This is a genomic window from Streptomyces sp. NPDC053426, assembly GCF_055585405.1.
This window is the reverse complement of sequence record NZ_JBVJKE010000005.1, coordinates 252085-268158: the sequence shown is the minus strand read 5'-3', so window position 1 is coordinate 268158 and position 16074 is coordinate 252085. Positions and strand designations below refer to the sequence as shown.

The 16074-nt window shown below is 73.9% G+C and carries 17 protein-coding genes; 7 read left to right on the top strand and 10 right to left on the bottom strand.

All coding sequences use genetic code 11. The features are described from left to right. Positions 1 to 10: 10 nt before the first annotated feature. Positions 11 to 448: a hypothetical protein gene (locus tag ACZ62B_RS13020; RefSeq protein WP_469690252.1), complete on the bottom strand. Its 438-nt coding sequence runs from the start codon at positions 446 to 448 to the stop codon at positions 11 to 13. A 223-nt stretch (positions 449 to 671) separates the two neighbouring features. On the opposite strand from ACZ62B_RS13020, the gene ACZ62B_RS13015 reads away from it, so the two are divergent. Genes ACZ62B_RS13015 through ACZ62B_RS12995 form a run of 5 tightly spaced genes read left to right on the top strand, consistent with a single transcriptional unit; the run spans position 672 to position 5092 of the window. Next, positions 672 to 1574, top strand: a complete 903-nt coding sequence (locus tag ACZ62B_RS13015; protein WP_469690250.1) for a DUF4129 domain-containing protein — start codon at positions 672 to 674, stop codon at positions 1572 to 1574. A gap of 8 nt (positions 1575 to 1582) precedes the next feature. After that, positions 1583 to 2146 (top strand): hypothetical protein, encoded by a 564-nt coding sequence (locus tag ACZ62B_RS13010; RefSeq protein WP_344556586.1) that lies wholly within the window; start codon positions 1583 to 1585, stop codon positions 2144 to 2146. Then, the gene (locus ACZ62B_RS13005; protein ID WP_344556584.1) at positions 2143 to 3141 is read left to right on the top strand and encodes an AAA family ATPase; all 999 of its coding nucleotides are present in this window, start codon (positions 2143 to 2145) and stop codon (positions 3139 to 3141) included. Before ACZ62B_RS13010 ends, ACZ62B_RS13005 begins: the two co-directional genes overlap by 4 nt. A gap of 14 nt (positions 3142 to 3155) precedes the next feature. Then, the gene (locus tag ACZ62B_RS13000) at positions 3156 to 4499 is read left to right on the top strand and encodes a DUF58 domain-containing protein (RefSeq protein WP_344556582.1); all 1344 of its coding nucleotides are present in this window, start codon (positions 3156 to 3158) and stop codon (positions 4497 to 4499) included. Beyond that, positions 4496 to 5092: a hypothetical protein gene (locus ACZ62B_RS12995; protein WP_344556580.1), complete on the top strand. Its 597-nt coding sequence runs from the start codon at positions 4496 to 4498 to the stop codon at positions 5090 to 5092. Before ACZ62B_RS13000 ends, ACZ62B_RS12995 begins: the two co-directional genes overlap by 4 nt. Before the next feature lie 220 nt (positions 5093 to 5312). On the opposite strand, the gene ACZ62B_RS12990 is transcribed toward ACZ62B_RS12995, so the two are convergent. The 4 genes from ACZ62B_RS12990 to ACZ62B_RS12975 all read right to left on the bottom strand — a co-directional run bounded on the left by ACZ62B_RS12990 (position 5313) and on the right by ACZ62B_RS12975 (position 8976). Next, positions 5313 to 6029: an aminoacyl-tRNA hydrolase gene (locus tag ACZ62B_RS12990; protein ID WP_344556578.1), complete on the bottom strand. Its 717-nt coding sequence runs from the start codon at positions 6027 to 6029 to the stop codon at positions 5313 to 5315. 33 nt (positions 6030 to 6062) lie between these two features. Beyond that, entirely contained in the window at positions 6063 to 6248 is a 186-nt protein-coding gene (locus ACZ62B_RS12985; protein WP_344556576.1) for a hypothetical protein, read from the bottom strand. Further along, entirely contained in the window at positions 6245 to 7117 is an 873-nt protein-coding gene (locus ACZ62B_RS12980; protein WP_344556574.1) for a polysaccharide deacetylase family protein, read from the bottom strand. Before ACZ62B_RS12980 ends, ACZ62B_RS12985 begins: the two co-directional genes overlap by 4 nt. Before the next feature lie 335 nt (positions 7118 to 7452). Beyond that, the gene (locus tag ACZ62B_RS12975; RefSeq protein WP_344556572.1) at positions 7453 to 8976 is read right to left on the bottom strand and encodes an FAD-dependent oxidoreductase; all 1524 of its coding nucleotides are present in this window, start codon (positions 8974 to 8976) and stop codon (positions 7453 to 7455) included. 86 nt (positions 8977 to 9062) lie between these two features. Here ACZ62B_RS12975 and ACZ62B_RS12970 point away from each other — a divergent pair, with 86 nt between their 5' ends. Beyond that, positions 9063 to 9488 (top strand): ArsR/SmtB family transcription factor, encoded by a 426-nt coding sequence (locus ACZ62B_RS12970; RefSeq protein WP_344556570.1) that lies wholly within the window; start codon positions 9063 to 9065, stop codon positions 9486 to 9488. Further along, complete coding sequence (locus tag ACZ62B_RS12965; protein WP_344556568.1) at positions 9485 to 9970, top strand: SRPBCC family protein; 486 nt, start codon at positions 9485 to 9487, stop codon at positions 9968 to 9970. The genes ACZ62B_RS12970 and ACZ62B_RS12965 overlap by 4 nt, the downstream gene beginning before the upstream one ends. A gap of 51 nt (positions 9971 to 10021) precedes the next feature. Here the strand turns inward: ACZ62B_RS12965 and ACZ62B_RS12960 are convergent, their stop codons facing one another. The 5 genes from ACZ62B_RS12960 to zapE all read right to left on the bottom strand — a co-directional run bounded on the left by ACZ62B_RS12960 (position 10022) and on the right by zapE (position 16069). After that, positions 10022 to 11416, bottom strand: a complete 1395-nt coding sequence (locus ACZ62B_RS12960; RefSeq protein WP_344556566.1) for a PhoX family protein — start codon at positions 11414 to 11416, stop codon at positions 10022 to 10024. Positions 11417 to 11506: 90 nt separating this feature from the next. Then, positions 11507 to 12334 (bottom strand): slipin family protein, encoded by an 828-nt coding sequence (locus tag ACZ62B_RS12955; RefSeq protein ID WP_344556564.1) that lies wholly within the window; start codon positions 12332 to 12334, stop codon positions 11507 to 11509. A gap of 226 nt (positions 12335 to 12560) precedes the next feature. Further along, on the bottom strand, positions 12561 to 14006 hold the full coding sequence (locus ACZ62B_RS12950) for a SulP family inorganic anion transporter (protein WP_344556562.1): 1446 nt from the start codon (positions 14004 to 14006) through the stop codon (positions 12561 to 12563). Further along, complete coding sequence (locus ACZ62B_RS12945) at positions 14003 to 14584, bottom strand: carbonic anhydrase (protein ID WP_344556560.1); 582 nt, start codon at positions 14582 to 14584, stop codon at positions 14003 to 14005. Before ACZ62B_RS12945 ends, ACZ62B_RS12950 begins: the two co-directional genes overlap by 4 nt. A 393-nt stretch (positions 14585 to 14977) precedes the next feature. Next, a complete protein-coding gene (gene zapE / locus ACZ62B_RS12940; RefSeq protein ID WP_468890754.1) occupies positions 14978 to 16069 on the bottom strand; it encodes a cell division protein ZapE in 1092 nt (363 codons plus the stop codon). Positions 16070 to 16074: the final 5 nt, after the last annotated feature.

Sequence of the window (16074 nt, the reverse complement as noted above, 5' to 3'; positions counted from 1 at the left end):
GAATCCCCCTTCAACAGGAGGAGGAAGAGGTCAACCCGTCCAGCAGGCCCCAGGCCGCGTCCTGCATTCCGATGACCGGGCGGAGGAAGTGCGAGGAGACGATGGTGCCTTCGCACTCGTCGGGGGCGAAGTCGTAGTTGCGCAGCAGGGTGCCGCCCGCGCCGACCTGGGTGCAGCCCGAGAAGAACGGTCGCAGGGAGGCGAGGGTGAGGAAGGTCTCCCCGCCCGGCCGGTCGAGTCGACGGGCGAGCCGCTCCAGGACCGGGACCAGCTCCGGCATGTGTGTCCCGAACAGCTCCCGGGCACGTTCCGCGCCCTCCGCCGTCCGGCTCTCCTCGGTCATCCACCCCTCCGCACGCGGCCACATGGCCTGCACGTGGCCGGCCCAGCGGTCGTCGCCGCCGTCGCCGACGTCGATGGCGCGGAAGGTCTTGTGCGGCCGGCTCATTCCAGTGGCTCCCTTGCGGACCTCGGGCGAAGTAGTGGCAACTTACCTAATTTCACCGGCAGTTCCCTGCTCCGTAGTGCGGACGCCGCCTCCGCCCCCTCCACCTGCTCGACTCTGTCCCGGGCCGGACCCGCCGGGTGGCTCGGCATGTGTCAGGATGCGGTGAACTGACGTTCGGGGGATGCGTTCAGCGGGGGACGACGTGAAACAAGGGGAGCGGACGGTGTCCGGGCCGGTGGTCGCCGCCGGGGTCGTCGGGGCGCTGGCCGTCGCCGCCCTCGTGCTGCGGCCCGCCGAAGGGCTGCTGCACCCCGGCAGGGGGCCGCTCGGCCACTGGGGCTTCGTCGCGATCGTGGCGTCCGTCGCCTGGACGGCCGGAGCCATGCTGGCCGTCGATCGCCTTCGCCACCGGATCGGCGCCGGCCGCACCGTGCTGCCACCGGGCGAGGAGCGGCTGCGGGAGGCGGCCGTGCCGCTGCTGTTCACCGGGGCCGGTGTCATCGGCGTCCTGGCCCTGGTCCTGCACCGGTTCGACCACGACAGCGCACCGCCCGGCACCACCACCCCGCCGGAGCACCTCCCGCCGCCCTCCCCGCCACCGGGCCTCGACAGGCCGCAGTCCGAGGGGGATCCGGGACACGGCCTGTCCCTGCCGCCGTACCTCCTGCTCGGCCTGCTGGCCGCGGTCGTCGTCGTGGTCGTCACGGTGGCCGTCGTACGGCGACTGCGACGGCACGGGCTGACGGTGCCGCGGCGCCCCGGCCCCGCGGGCGCCCCGGCGGAGGACGACGACGCGCGGCTGCTGCTGTCCGCCGTGCACTCGGGCCGCCGCGCCCTGGCCGACACCGGTGACGCCCGGGCGGCCGTCATCGCCTGCTACGCCGCGATGGAGGACGCCCTCGTCGCGTCCGGCGTGCAGCGGCGCGCCTCCGACAGTCCCTCCGACCTGCTCACCCGCGCCGCCGGCGCCGGCCTCGCCCCGACTCCGGCCGCACCGCGTCTCACCGCGCTGTTCCGCGAGGCCCGTTACTCCTCGCACCCGATGGACGGCTCGCACCGTGAGGCCGCGGCCGACGCCCTGGAGGAGATCGCCTCGCTGCTCCAGGACCGGGAGGCCGGACGGTGAGCCGGCCCGTGGAGAGGACTTCGGGGCGGGACGTGCTCACACCGCGCCGGCTCGGGCTGCTCGGCGGCGCGGTCGCCGGCTCCGGTGTCCTGCTCGTCCTGCTCCTCGACGGACTCCGGGCGGCCGGCGCCGTGGTGACCGTGCTCGTCGTCACGGCGCTGCTCCTCGCCCGGTACGTCGCCGGGGCGGGCGCCTTCGACTCCGGACGGCGGGACGAGGTGCGGCTGTTGGGGACACGGGCGCCGGGCATGGGGGAGTGGCGACGGAACGTGGGGACCGCCACGGGACCCGACGGCGCCCTCTACTACCGCGCGGTGCTCCGGCCCGAACTGCGCCGCCTGTACGCCGCCGTACTCGCCGAGCACCACCATGTCTCGCTCGACCACCAGCCCCGGCGCGCCGCCGAGTTGATCGGGCCCGAGCTGTGGCCGTGGCTGGGGCACGAGACGCCCCGGACCGGGCCCGACGGCGATGTCCCCCTGGACGTGCTGCGCCGTCTCGTCGACCGGCTCGAGGCGCTGGGCGCACCCCGCACACGTACCCCCCGTACTCGTAAGGAAGAGACCACGTGACGAGTTCCTCCACGCCTCGGCCCCGCACCGCCGGGGAGGTCGGCGAGCAGGCCGGTGCCGTACTGCGCGAGATCGGGCGTGCCGTCGTCGGCAAGTCGGACGCCCTCGAACTGGTGATGCTGGCCGTGCTGGCCGGCGGGCACGTCCTCGTCGAGGACCTGCCGGGGCTCGGCAAGACACTCCTCGCGCGGTCCTTCGCCACCACGCTCGGCCTGGACTTCCGCCGGATCCAGTTCACGCCCGACCTGCTGCCGTCGGACGTCACCGGAACGCCGCTGTACGACCGGCGCACCGGCGAGATGGCGTTCCACCCCGGCCCGGTCTTCACCCACCTCCTGCTCGCCGACGAGATCAACCGGACGCCGCCCAAGACACAGGCCGCGCTGCTGGAGGCGATGGCCGAGTCGCAGGTGACGGTGGACGGCGAGACCCGGCCGCTCGCCGACCCGTTCCTGGTGATCGCCACCGCCAACCCGGTGGAGTACGAGGGCACTTACTCGCTGCCCGAGGCCCAGCTCGACCGGTTCCAGCTGCGCGTGCGGATGGGGTACCTGGCCGCCTCGGAGGAGCTGGCGATGCTGCGGGCCCGGATCGACCGGGCCGCGCCCGAGGCCGTGCTCGAAAGGCTCGCGGGGCCGGACGACGTCGTGGCGTGGCGGGCCGTCGTGGAGCGCGTGGAGATCGACGACGACCTGCTGGAGTACGCCGTCGCACTCGTCGGCGCGACCCGCGACCACCCCCAGATCAGCATCGGAGCCTCGCCGCGCGGCGGTCTCGCCCTGGTGCAGCTCGCGCGCGCACGCGCCGTGCTGGACGGACGGGACTACGTCGTCCCGGAGGACGTCAAGAACCTCGCGGTGCCCGCGCTGGCCCACCGGGTGTCGTTGCGGCCGGAGTTGTGGGTGCGCGAGATGTCCACGGACGACGTGCTGCGGGAGATCGTCGACAGCGTCGGCACGCCGTCCACGCGGCGTACGGCCGCCCTGCCGTCGTGATTCCGCCCGCGCCCGTGACCCCGCCGGCGTCCTCGCCCGCGCCGCGGCCGAGCGCCGCGGTGGTCCGCGCCCTGGAGGGGCGCAGCGGTCCGGCGCAGCCACCGCCCCCGCCGCCCGGCGGGCCGCGCCCCGGCGAGCGGACCCTGCGCCTGCTGACCGTCGCCGTCGTCGCCCTGTCCGCCGCCCTGCTCACCGGCCGGGCGTGGCTGTTCGCGCTCGCGGCGGCACCGCTGGTACTGCTCGCGCTCGCGCTGCCACGCGCGTACGTCCGTCGTATCGAGACGTCGGCCACCGTCGAACCGGAACGCTGCTTCGAGGGCGACACCGTCACTCTCCGCGTCTCGGTGGCTCACGACGGCGGCGCCGTACGCCTCGACCCCGGCGTCACCCTCGGCCCGGGCCTGCGGCTCGACGAGGTCGTGATCGGCCCGTCCACGGTGACGCTGCGCCACACCGCGCTGCGCTGGGGACGCTGGTCGCTCGGCCCGGTGGACCTCGACGTGTACGACGCCGGGGGCACCGTGCGCCGCACCGTGCGGGTCGGGGCGGCCGAGGTGTCCGTGTTCCCGCACGCCGCGCGGGCCCGGTTCACCCCGATCCCGGTACGGCTGCCGCAGCGACTCGGCGAGCACGCCTCCCCGCAGGCCGGAGAGGGCGTCGAGGTCATCGGGGTGGGACCGTGGGTGCCCGGGGAACGGCAGCGGCGCATCCACTGGCCGTCGACGACCCGGCGCGGGTCCGTGCAACTGCACCGGTTCGCGGCCGAGCGGGCCGCCGACACGGTGATGCTGCTCGACGCGTTCGGGGACGTCGTCGACCCGGTGACCGGGGTGTCGTCCCTGGACGAGACGGTGCGGGCCGCCGCCGGACTCGCCCGCGCCTATCTGCGCACCCACGACCGGGTGGGGGTCGTCTCGACCGGGGGCACCACGCGGTGGCTGGCGCCGGGGACCGGGGACGCGGCGTTCTACCGCATCGTCGAGAGCGTCCTCGACGTCCGCAAGGACCGGCGGTTCGACGGACCCGGGCTCGAGCGGGTGCCGCCGCCCGCGCTGCCGCAGGGGGCTCTGGTGTACGTGTTCACTCCGCTGAGCGACGCGCGGGTGCTGAAGGTGCTGCGGGATCTCCAGGGGCGGGGGCGCCGACCGGTCGTCGTGGAGATCCCGAGCGGGGACCCGCAGGTCGAACCCGGTGACGCGGCGGGCGAGTTGGGGCTGCGGTTGTGGCACGCGGACCGGGACGCGATGCGGTTCGCCCTGCGGGACAGCGGGGTGCCGGTGCTGCGGCACGTCGTGGGCGAGCCGTTGGACCTGGCGTTGGCGCCGTTGCTGTCGGGGCGGATCGGGGGACGGGGGTGAGCGCGCCGACGCCGCCCGACGCGCGGGTGGCCTTGTGGGAGTACGCGCGGTACTGGGCCGGGACCGTGCCGGTGCGGGTGCTCGGGGTGGCGGCCGTCGTGATGGCGTGGCGGCCGTGGGTGACGGTGGGCGGGGCGCGCGGGGCGGTGCTGTTCGGATGCGCGGTCGCCTTCGCGGTGTGGGCGGCACCGGCGGTGGACCGGCGGCCGTCGCTGGAGTCGGTGCTCTGGACCCACGTTCTGCTGCGGCACCGGACGACCGTGCTGGCGAGCGGGGTCGTGGTGATCGCGGCGTCCGGGGATCCGGCGTGGTGGGAGGCGGCCGGTGTGGTGGGGCTGTCGGTCGCGTACCTGGTGACGAGCGAGACCTGGCCGTGGAGACGGGGGCGCGGGGCCGCACGGGTGTGGGGGGAAGCCGCCGCGGCGTGTGCGGGGGCCGGGATCGTGCTGGCCGCCGCGGCGGCTCCGGTGGCCGGGCCGGAGTCCGGGGCGGGACGGGTGGTCGCGGCCGCCGTGGTGGTGGGGACGCTGGTGGTCGGCGGTGGGGTGATGGGTGCCCGGTGGTGGGGCGGGAGAGACCAGGCGGGCAGGTGAGGCCGGAGGCGGGCGCGCGGTCCCGCCCACGGGTTCGCCACAGCCCGGGACGCGCCTTCCCGACCGCTGCCGCCACCACTACCGCACGGAGCGGTACGACCGGCCTCCCCGGCCCGCGGGGGCGCCGGCCAGGGATGTCGGTCCGGCCGGACGGCGGGGACCCCGCGCGTGCGCGCTGACACCTCGGCGCGACAGGCCGGCCCCGCTCATCCCCACCGTGTCACCGCAACGCCGGATGGTCCGCCACCACCGTGCAGGATCCCGGGGCGATCTCCGTGAAGCCCGCGTCGCGGACCGTGGGGAGGCCGCCGGCCGTCAGGGCGGGCCAGCGGGACGGGTCGGCGGTGCGCACCGCCAGGGGGAAGCCGGTGGCCTGCCAGGCGGCGCGGGCCTCGTCGGTGAGTTCCCACCAGGCCAGTTGGGCGGCGTGGCCCGCCTGGGCCATGGCCTTGCCGGCCGACATGCCGAGGGTGGGGTTCAGCCAGAGGACGGGGGTCGCCGGGTCCGCCGGGGGCACGGGGTCGTGGTCGTCGAGGTCGGTGCCGGAGACCTGGAGGCGGGCCAGGTCCTTGGGCCAGCCGTCCAGGGGGACGGGCGGGAAGACGCGGACCTCCGCCGACTTGCCGGTGACCGTGATCCCCGGGAGGGCCTCCGCGCGGCGCCACTCCGCGCCGCGCGCCCGGCGCACCACCTTGCGGATGCGGGCGTCCTGCCAGTCGCGCATCGCCCGCGCCCACTCGCCCTCGCCGGCCGAGCGCTCGTCGGTCAGCATCACCAGCACCGCGCGGGCCGCCGTCTCCAGGGCGTCCGTACGGGCCGGGGGCGCCGCCCGCTCGATGCGGACCACCAGGGGCAGGACGAACTGGGGTGCCTCGTCGCGGGCGCCCGGGTCGGGGCGGAAGGGGCTGTCGGCGGCAGGGGTTCGGTTATCGCTCACGGGGCCAGTGTGCCAACCCGCGCGGGAGTGCCGTCAGCCCGAGCAGGACGTGCGTTCCGCCTCGCGCCATTCGCAGACCGGGCAGAGCGTGATGCCCTTGTACGACTCCGGGTACTCCGTCGGCTCCTGGCACAGCACGCATGCCGCGTACGGCGGGCCGTCGGCCCTGGGCGGCCGGGTGACGTCGATCAGGCAGTAGTCGTTGTCGGTGTCACTCATGGTTCAAGGGTAGGCCGCCCGGCCCGGCCGTTCGCCGCCGCGATCAGTTCGGAGACCTTCACGAAGCGGTAGCCCTGGCGGCGCAGCTCCGGGACGATCCTCCGTACCGCCCGTTCCGTCGTCGGGGCCGCGCTGCGGGTGCAGTGCAGGACGACCACCGAGCCGGGGCGTACGCCCTCCAGCACCTGCTCGGCCACCGCCTCCGCGTCCGTGGCGAACGCGTCGCCGCCGACCACGTCCCACTGCACGGCCGTCACCCCGGCCGGGGTCAGCTCCTTGAGCGCCGTACGGTCGTAGCAGCCGCCGGGAAAGCGGAAGTACGGCTTCGGATCGGGCACGCCCACCTTCCGGAACACCGCGTACGCCCGTTCCACGTCCGTCCGCATCCGGTCGGCGGAGACGGTCGGCAGGCCGTAGCAGTCACCGGTGAACGCGTAGTGGCTGTAGGAGTGGTTGGCGACCTCGAAGAGCGGGTCCCGGCCGATGGAGCGGGCCTGGGCCGGGTACTCCTCGGCCCAGCGGCCCGTCATGAACACCGTGGCCGGCACCTTCAGCGCGCGCAGGGTGGCGATGAGCCGGGGGTGGTCGAAGTGCTCGCCCGCCGCCGCCCTCGGCCCCTGGTCGGCGGTCATGTCGGCGTCGAAGGTGAGGGCGACCGTCCGGTCACCGGTGCGCGGGCCGTTGCGGAAGACCGGGGTCACGCCGGACGGGCCCGGGGCGAGCGTGGGAGGGGCCGACGGGGACGGGGAGGGGGACGCGGAGGGTGCGGGGCGGGGCGCCTGCTGCGGGGCGGGGCGGGCGGTGGCGCAGGCGGCGAGCGCGGTGGCCAGGACGCATACGGCGGCTGCTCGACGTACGAGAGTGATCACCATATGACAATATGAGCAGCTTTACGGCATTCCTTTCGTCATGCCTGAAAGTCCGCCCGGTGTCACCCAGTCGGGCGCGATACGTCCCCCCGGCTCCCCGCGCTCCCCGCGCTCCCCCCGCTCCCCGCGTCACCGCGGGCAGTCGTGCCTCCCCCAGTGCCTCAAGGGCCTGGGAGGTGCCCCCAGCGGCACGGGTGGGCGGTGGGGGTACCTCCCGCTCATGGGGGTCCCTCCCGCTCGAGCGAAGCCGAGAGTGGGGGGAGGAGCCGAGAGTGGGGGAGGCACCCCGCAAGCGCCGGGCAGCGCGAACACCCCCCGCCCCGCACCAGCACCCCTCAGATGTCGCGCCGCTCCAGCGGCCGCGTCGCCGGCCCCTGGACGACCTTGCCGTCGGTGTCGAAGCGGGACCCGTGACAGGGGCACTCCCAGGCGCGCTCGGCGGCGTTGAAGTCCACCAGGCAGCCCAGGTGGGTGCACCGCGCGGAGACGGCGTGCAGGGCGCCGTCGTCGTCACGGTAGACCGCGAGCCGGCCGCCCCCCGCACGGACCACGGCACCCTCGCCCGGCGGCAGCGCCTCCGCCGGCGGGGCCGGGCGCAGCCGGTCGCCGACGAAGTGCTTGGCCACCTGCGCCTGGTGCTTGAGGAAGGACGGCGCCTCCCGCACGGCGGAGGCCAGCCGGCGCGGGTCGTACAGCTCGCTCCACGCGCACTCCTCGCCGGTGATCCGCGCGGTGAGCAGCAGGCCCGCCATCATGCCGCCGCTCAGGCCCCAGCCGCCGAAACCGGTGGCGACGTAGGTGTGCCGGGCGCCCGGGTGCAGCGGGCCGACGAGCGGCACGGTGTCGGTGGGATCGTTGTCCTGCGTGGCCCAGGAGTGGGTGAGCTCCACGCCGGGGAAGTGCGTGCGGGCCCACGCGGAGAGGCGGTCGAAGAGGGCCCGCGGGTCGCCCGTGCCCGGCGTGAAGTGCTCACCGGTGACCACCAGGAAGCGGCGGGTGCCGTCCTCCCCGTAGGGAGCGGTGCGCACCGAGCGGGTGTTCTCCTCCGGGGTGATGTACATCCCGCCCGGGTCCTGACCGGCCGGGAGCGGCCCGGCGACGACCAGTTCGCGGCGCGGGGAGAGGCGGGTGAACAGCAGCGCCCGGTCGAAGACCGGGTAGTGGGTGGCGACCACGACGTCCCGGGCCGTCACCGTCGCCCCGGTCGCCGTCGACAGCCGGCACGGCGTGCCCTCCTCCAGGCCGAGGACGGTGGTCTCCTCGTGGATGCGCCCGCCGTGCGCGACGATGTCGTCCGCGAGGGCCAGCAGGTACTTGCGCGGATGGAACTGCACCTGGTCCGTCACCTCGACGGCGCCCGCCACCGGGAACGGCAGACCGGTCTCCGTCACGAAGGAGGCCGGCAGGCCCGCCTCCCGCGCCGCCTCGGCCTCCGCGCGCAGCTCCTCCACCCGGCCCGCGTCACGGACGTAGGTGTACGCGCTGCGGCGCTCCCACTCGCAGTCGATGCCGAGTTCCTCCACGACCCGGGCGGTGTGCTCGATCGCCTCGGACTGCGAACGGGCGTACAGCCGCGCGCCCTCGCTGCCCCGGGTGCGGCGCAGCTTGTCGTAGACCAGCGTGTGCAGGGCGGTGACCTTGGCCGTGGTGTGCCCGGTGACGCCGGCCGCGACCCGCCCGGCCTCCAGCACCGCGACGCTCTTCCCCGCCCGCGCCAGCTCCCGGGCCGTGCACAGGCCGGCGACGCCCGCGCCGATCACGGCCACGTCGACGTCGAGGTCCCCGGTCAGTGCGGGGTGCCGGCCGCCCGGTGCGGTCTGGAGCCAGTACGAGCCGCCTGCCTGCTGTTTCTCCGTCATGCGGCGCCGGGTACCCCGGCGCGGCCGGTTCACTGTCGGGCCGGTTCTCTTGCGGGGCGGCCGGCACGGGACTAACGTACAACCAAATGGTTGTAGATGGGATCGACGAGACCGGCGGGGCCGACGAAACCGTGGACCGGCTGTTCCACGCCCTGGCCGACGCGACGCGGCGCGACATACTCCGTCGCTGTGTCCGGGGTGAGCTGTCCGTGTCACGTCTGGCCGCGGCGTACCCGATGAGCTTCGCCGCGGTGCAGAAACACGTCACGGTGCTGGAGAGGGCCGGTCTGGTCACCAAGGAGCGACGCGGACGGGAGCAGCTCGTGCGCACCGATCCCGATGCGGTGGGCCGGGCGCGGCAGGCCCTGGACGAACTGGAGTCGGCCTGGCGGGCGCGGGTGGACCGGATGTCCGGTCTGCTGACGGAGGACGCTGCCGGGACCAGTGGCTCCGGGACCCCGGCCCACGACGAGAACACGGACGAGAACACGACGGAAGGACCGGACAGATGACTGTCACCAGCGTGGACAAGGACGTCGACCGTCTGACGCTCACCCTCACCGCCGACTTCACCGCTCCCGTGGAGCGGGTGTGGCGGCTGTGGGCCGACCCGCGGCTGCTGGAGCGCTGGTGGGGCCCGCCGAGCTACCCGGCGACCTTCGAGGAGCACGACCTGACGCCCGGCGGCGGCATGAGGTACTACATGACCGGCCCGGAGGGCGAGAAGTACGGCGGCTGGTGGCGGGTCTCCTCGGTCACGCCGCCGACCGCCCTCGAGTTCACCGACGGCTTCTCCGACCAGGAGGGCAAGCCGAACCCCGAGATGCCGACCACCTCGGTACGGATGACGCTCACCGCGCTCGAGGGCGGCACCCGGATGGAACTGCGGTCCGTCTTCGACACCCGTGAGCAGATGGAGCAACTGGCCGAGATGGGCATGGTGGAGGGGATGAGCCAGGCCGTCGGCCAGATGGACGCGCTCGTCGCGGGCTGAACCCCGCGCCGGGGCGGAGGGCGGACCGCCCTCCGCCCCGGTCGTGAGCGGCTACCCGCGCCACGGCCCCGTCACGGCGAACGTCGTGCCGGGCGTGTAGCAGTTGACGTACATCGTGCGGCCGTCCGGGGAGAAGGCGACCCCGGCGAACTCGCCCCACTCCGGATCCTCGGCCGTCCCGATGTTCTGGCGTCCGCGCGCCATCGCGTAGACCTCGCCGCGCCGCGTGACGCCGTAGACGTGCTGGGCGCCTCCGCCGTCCTCGCACACCATCAGGCCGCCGCTGGGCGCGAGGCAGATGTTGTCCGGCGACTCGCCGGGGAGCCGCACGTCGGTGTCCGGGCCGAAGACGATCACCAGGGTGAGGCGGCGCCGGTCCGGGTCGTAGCGCCAGATCTGGCCGTAGTGGTCGGCCGCCGACCCCTCGGCGCTGCGGGCGAAGGATGACACGAAGTAGACCGAGCGCCCGCCCCAGTAGCAGCCCTCCAGCTTCTGCGCGTGGGTGATGCCCCGCGGACCGAAGTCCTGGTGACGGATGGGGGTTTCGGCGGCCCCCGGGTCCGGTACGTCCACCCACTCGATGTGGTCGAAGCGGGCACCGATGTCCTGGATCGAGGACAGGTCGGGCACCCCGGGCACCCGCATCGCCTGGAGCCGGCCGCCCGCGCGCAGCGAACCGGTGCCGCCGAGGGGCTTCTCCGGCAGGAAGCGGTAGAAGAGGCCGAAGGGCCGTTCGAAGGCGTCCTCGGTCTCGTAGACCACGCCCCGCCTCGGGTCCACGGCGACCGCCTCGTGCTGGAAGCGGCCCATCGCGGTCAGCGGTACGGCGCCCGTGCGGCGCGGGTCGGCGCCGTCGACCTCGAAGATGTAGCCGTGGTCCTTGGTGTAGCCGCCCGTGCCGGCCTTGTCCTCGGTCTCCTCGCAGGTCAGCCAGGTGTTCCAGGGGGTCGGTCCGCCCGCGCAGTTCACCGCCGTACCGGCGATCGCGACCCGTTCCGACAGCACCCGGCCGTGGCGGTCCAGGGTGAGCGCCGTGCAGCCGCCCTTGCCCTCCGGGTCGTAGGTCAGGCCGTCGATCACCGGGACGGGGACCCTGCCGTTGGCGCGGTTCTCGTGGTTGCGGACCAGGTGGGTGCGGCCGTGGCGGCCGGCGAAGGCGGCCATGCCGTCGTGGTTGGAGGGGACCGGGCCCTCGCCGGAGCGCAGCGGGTCGCCCTCGCGGGAGAGGACCTCGTAGCGGAAGCCCTCCGGCAGGTCGAGCAGCCCGTCGGGGTCGGGGACCAGGGGGCCGTAGCCGTTGTGACCGAGGTTCTGAGCGGCGGCGGTGCCGGTGAAGAGTTCGGAGAGGGCGCCGGTGAAGGCGATGCCGATGCCGAGGGCGCCGGAACGGGCGAGCATCTGACGTCGTGTCGCGGGGGAGCCGGTGGTGGACCCGGTTTCTGGCATGGGGAAACCTTCCTGCTGGCGGACAGGAACTGTGACCCAGCCGTGTCTATCACCTGGCGCGGGTCACGGGAACCACGCGCGTAGCACGTGTCACGGCGCGGGGCGGGGACCGTCGGGCTCCGGGCGGGTCACCGCCGGGCGGTCCGGTGCGGGCCGGGGCTGTTGGGCGCGTTCGAGGAAGCGGAGGAGTTCGACCGGGAAGGGCAGGACGAGGGTGGAGTTCTTCTCGGCGGCGACGGCGACGACGGTCTGCAGCAGACGGAGCTGGAGGGCGGAGGGGGTCTCCGCCATCTCCTGGGCGGCCTCGGCGAGTTTCCTGGACGCCTGGAGTTCGGCGTCGGCGTTGATGACGCGGGCCCGGCGTTCGCGGTCGGCCTCGGCCTGGCGGGCCATGGAGCGCTTCATCGTGTCGGGCAGGGAGACGTCCTTGATCTCGACGCGGTCGATCTGCACGCCCCAGCCGATCGCGGGGCTGTCGATCATCAGCTCCAGGCCCTGGTTCAGCTTCTCGCGGTTGGACAGCAGGTCGTCGAGGTCGCTCTTGCCGATGATCGACCGCAGTGAGGTCTGGGCCATCTGGGAGACGGCGAAGCGGTAGTCCTCGACGTTGATGACGGCCGCCGGCGCGTCGACGACCTTGAAGTAGACGACCGCGTCGACCCGGACGGTGACGTTGTCGCGGGTGATGCCCTCCTGGGCGGGGATGGGCATCGTGACGATCTGGAGGTTGACCTTGCGCAGGCGGTCCACGCCGGGGACGACGAGGGTGAAGCCGGGTGGGCGTGTGGTGCCGTGCAGGCGGCCCAGGCGGAAGACGACTCCGCGTTCGTACTGTTTGACCACTCGGGCTGCCGCGAGGAGGTAGGCGGTGGCGGCTGCGGCGGTGCCCGCGGCTGCGGTGAGCAGTTCCTCGACCATGGTGACCTCCCGTTCAGAGGTCTGGTGTGCTTGCTTTCGTCCGCTGCTGCAACGATATGCCCGGTGGTCGGTGCGGGGCCATGCCGGGGGTCCGGGGCGGGCGGCAGGGTTTTCGCCCCCGCCGCCCCTTCCCTCCCCCACTCTCGGCTTCGCTCGAGCGGGAGGTACCCCCATCGTCCTCGGGGGCTCCGCCCCCGGACCCCCGTTCGCGCGGTTCCCCGCGCCCCTAGGCCGGGGTGGTGGTCGGGTTGCGGCGGCCGGTCCAGTGTTGGAGGGCCGTGTGGCAGGCGTGGTCCATGTGGTGGAGGGCGGTGAGGTCCAGTTCCACGGGGCGGTCCTGGGGGAGGGACTCCAGGGTGTCCAGGATCTTCGGGAGGCGCAGGAAGGTCGCGTTGCCCGACAGGTGCACCTGGATGGGGCCCGCCCCCTTGTCCACGACCTCCAGCTTCGCCTGCGAGGCCTCCCAGGCCGTCTTGACGACCGACAGGGCCAGACCGATCAGCACGCCCTCGAACATGTTCACCGTGACGATCGACACGGCGGTGACCACCAGGATCAGCGCCTCGCCCCGGTGGCCCCGCCAGAGTGCGACCAGGGCGCGGAACGGGATCAGCTTCCAGCCGGCGTGGACCAGGATGCCGGCCAGCGCGGGCAGCGGGATCAGTGCCAGCGCGGACGGCAGCAGCGCGGCGAACAGCAGCAGCCATACGCCGTGCAGCACCCGGGACGCCTTGGTCCTGGCGCCCGCCTGGACGTTGGCCGAGCTGCGCACGATGACCGCGGTCATCGGCAGCGCGCCGAGGACCCCGCAGACCGCGTTGCCCGCGCCCTGCGCCATCAGCTCCTTGTTGTACCGGGTGCGCGGACCGTCGTGCAGCCGGTCCACCGCGGCGGCGCTGAACAGGCTCTCGGCGGAGGCGATCAGGGTGAACGCGACGATCGTGCCGAGGACGCCGACGCCCAGTGAGCCGAAGGCGTCCGCGCCGGGCGGCTGGACGGCGTCGATCAGGCCCCGCACCTCGACCGTCGCGACGGGCACGCCGAACGCCAGGGTGACCGCCGTCGCCAGCAGGACCGCCGTGAGCGCGCCCGGTACGACCCCGGCCGGCCCCGGCATCCGGCGCCACAGCACCATCACGGCGACGGTGCCCGCGCCGACCGCGAGCGAGGCGAGCGCCTCGGTGCTGCCGAGCGCGTCCACGGCCGCTCCGGGCAGTCCGAGGATCTTGTCGATGCCGGAGGCGGGCGCCGTCAGCCCGGCCGCCGCGTACAGCTGGCCCGCGATGAGTACGAGACCGATGCCGGCCAGCATGCCCTCGACCACCGAGATCGATATCGCGCGGAACCAGCGCCCGAGCCGCAGCGCGCCCATGGCGAGCTGGAGCAGTCCGGCGGCCAGCACGATCACGCCGAGCGCGGGCAGCCCGTAGGTGTCGACGGCCTCGAAGACCAGTACGGTCAGCCCTGCGGCCGGACCGGACACCTGCAGGCTGCTGCCCGGCAGCAGACCGGTGACCAGTCCGCCCACGATGCCGGTGACCAGGCCGAGTTCGGCCGGTACACCGGAGGCGACGGCGACGCCCACGCACAGCGGGAGCGCGACGAGGAACACGACGAGCGAGGCGGCGAAGTCCTGCCGCAGATGAGGGAACCTGGACCCGGCCGTGTTCACAGCGCCTCGAAGGCGTCGGTGTCCGCGCGGTGTTCGCGTACGGCTCCGGTGTGCACCTCGTAGTACCAGCCGCGCAGCCGGAGCCGGCCCGAGGCCAGCCGCCGCTCGACGCACGGGTACGAGCGCAGCCGCAGCAACTGGGCCAGGACGTGGTGCTGGACCGCTTCCGCGCAGGCCGGGTCCGCGGTGTCGGACGGCGCCGGCTCGTCGGCGGCGTGCGCCAGCCAGTCGCGTACGGCGGGCACGGCGTCCAGGTCGTCGCCGCGCACCAGCGCGCCGATGGCCCCGCAGTGGGAGTGGCCGCAGACCACGATGTCCGTGACGCCGAGGACTCCCACGGCGTACTCGACGGTGGCCGCCTCGGCGGTGGGGCGTCCGGGGGCGTACGGCGGGACGATGTTGCCCGCGGTGCGCAGCTCGAAGAGCTCGCCGGGCCGGGCGCCCGTGATCAGGGCCGGTACGACCCTGGAGTCGGAGCAGGTGATGAACAGGACGTCGGGGGATTGACCCTCGGCGAGGCGGGCGAACTCCTCAGGGCGCTGTCCGAACGTGCGGGCGTTGTCGATGAGGGGCTGCATCTGGCGATTCCTCCTGGCGCGCGTGGGGGCGCGTCGGACGGGCATGACAAAGGTCGGGTTCACTGACCCGTGGCCCTTGCTTCGCGGGTTGTATACGCGGATGCGAAGGCCGCGGTGAACGCGGGGAAATGAAGCGCGGGTAAAGCGACGGCAAGGGGCCGGGGTGTGGCCGCGGTCGCCGGACCTCGGAACACGCGTGCGCGGAAGGGCGGTTCACACCTCTTCCGCGCACCAACGCTTGGTCAATGGTTGGTCAAGAAACACGTTAACCCCGCAAAGCCGTTTGCAGGGTTAACTCGATGTTTCGTGGCGAAGAGAGCCTGAAAAGGAAGGGTGTGTTGGCGTGAACCCGCCCTTGGCCGGAGGGATCCCGTGGTCGGAGGGATCCCGTGGTCAGAGGGATCCCGCGTCGCGGGCCAGCGCGGTGAGCCGCGAGATCGCCCGGAAGTACTTCTTGCGGTAGCCGCCCTTCAGCATCTCCTCGCTGAACAGCCGGTCGAACGGCAGCCCCGAGGCGAGTACGGGCACCTCACGGTCGTAGAGCCGGTCCGCGAGGACGACGAGCCGGAGCGCGGTCGACTGGTCCGGCACCGGACGCACACCGGTGAGGCACACCGCGCGGAGCCCGTCGGTCAGGGCGCCGTAGCGGCTGGGGTGGACCCGCGCGAGATGCTCCAGCAGGTCGGGGAAGGCGTCGAGCGAGGCGCCCTCGGTGGCGTGCGCCGTCCGTGTCACCCGCTCGTCGGAGTACGGCTTCGGCGCCTCGGGCAGACCCCGGTGGCGGTAGTCCTCGCCGTCGATGCGCAGGGCGCGGAAGTGGGCCGACAGGCCCTGGATCTCGCGCAGGAAGTCGGCGGCGGCGAACCGGCCCTCGCCGAGCTTGCCCGGCAGCGTGTTCGAGGTGGCGGCGAGCGCGACACCGGCCTCGACCAGCTTGCCGAGCAGGGTGGAGACGAGCACGGTGTCGCCCGGGTCGTCCAGCTCGAACTCGTCGATGCACAGCAGACGGTGCCCGGAGAGGGTCTTCACGGTCTGCTGGAAACCGAGGGCGCCGACCAGGTTGGTCAGCTCCACGAAGGTGCCGAACGCCTTGAGCGCGGGCTCGGCCGGGGTGGCGTGCCACAGGGAGGCCAGCAGGTGGGTCTTGCCGACGCCGTAACCGCCGTCGAGGTAGACGCCGCGCGGCCCGGCCGGGGTCTTCTTCGGCGCCTTGCCGAAGCCGAACAGCCTGCGCCGGCCCGAGTCACCGGCCGTCGCCCCGTCGAGGCCGGCCGCGAAACCCTCGAGGACGCGCACGGCCTCGGTCTGGCTCGGCTGGTTCGGGTCCGGGACGTAGGTGTCGAAGCGGACCGAGTCGAACCGCGGCGGCGGCACCATCTCGGCGACGAGCCGGTCCGCGGGCACGTGCGGCTCACGGGCGCACAGCGACAACGGGGCCACGTCGGCTGTCGGACCGGGACGGGGGGCGGGGGAGGAGGACGACACGGTCC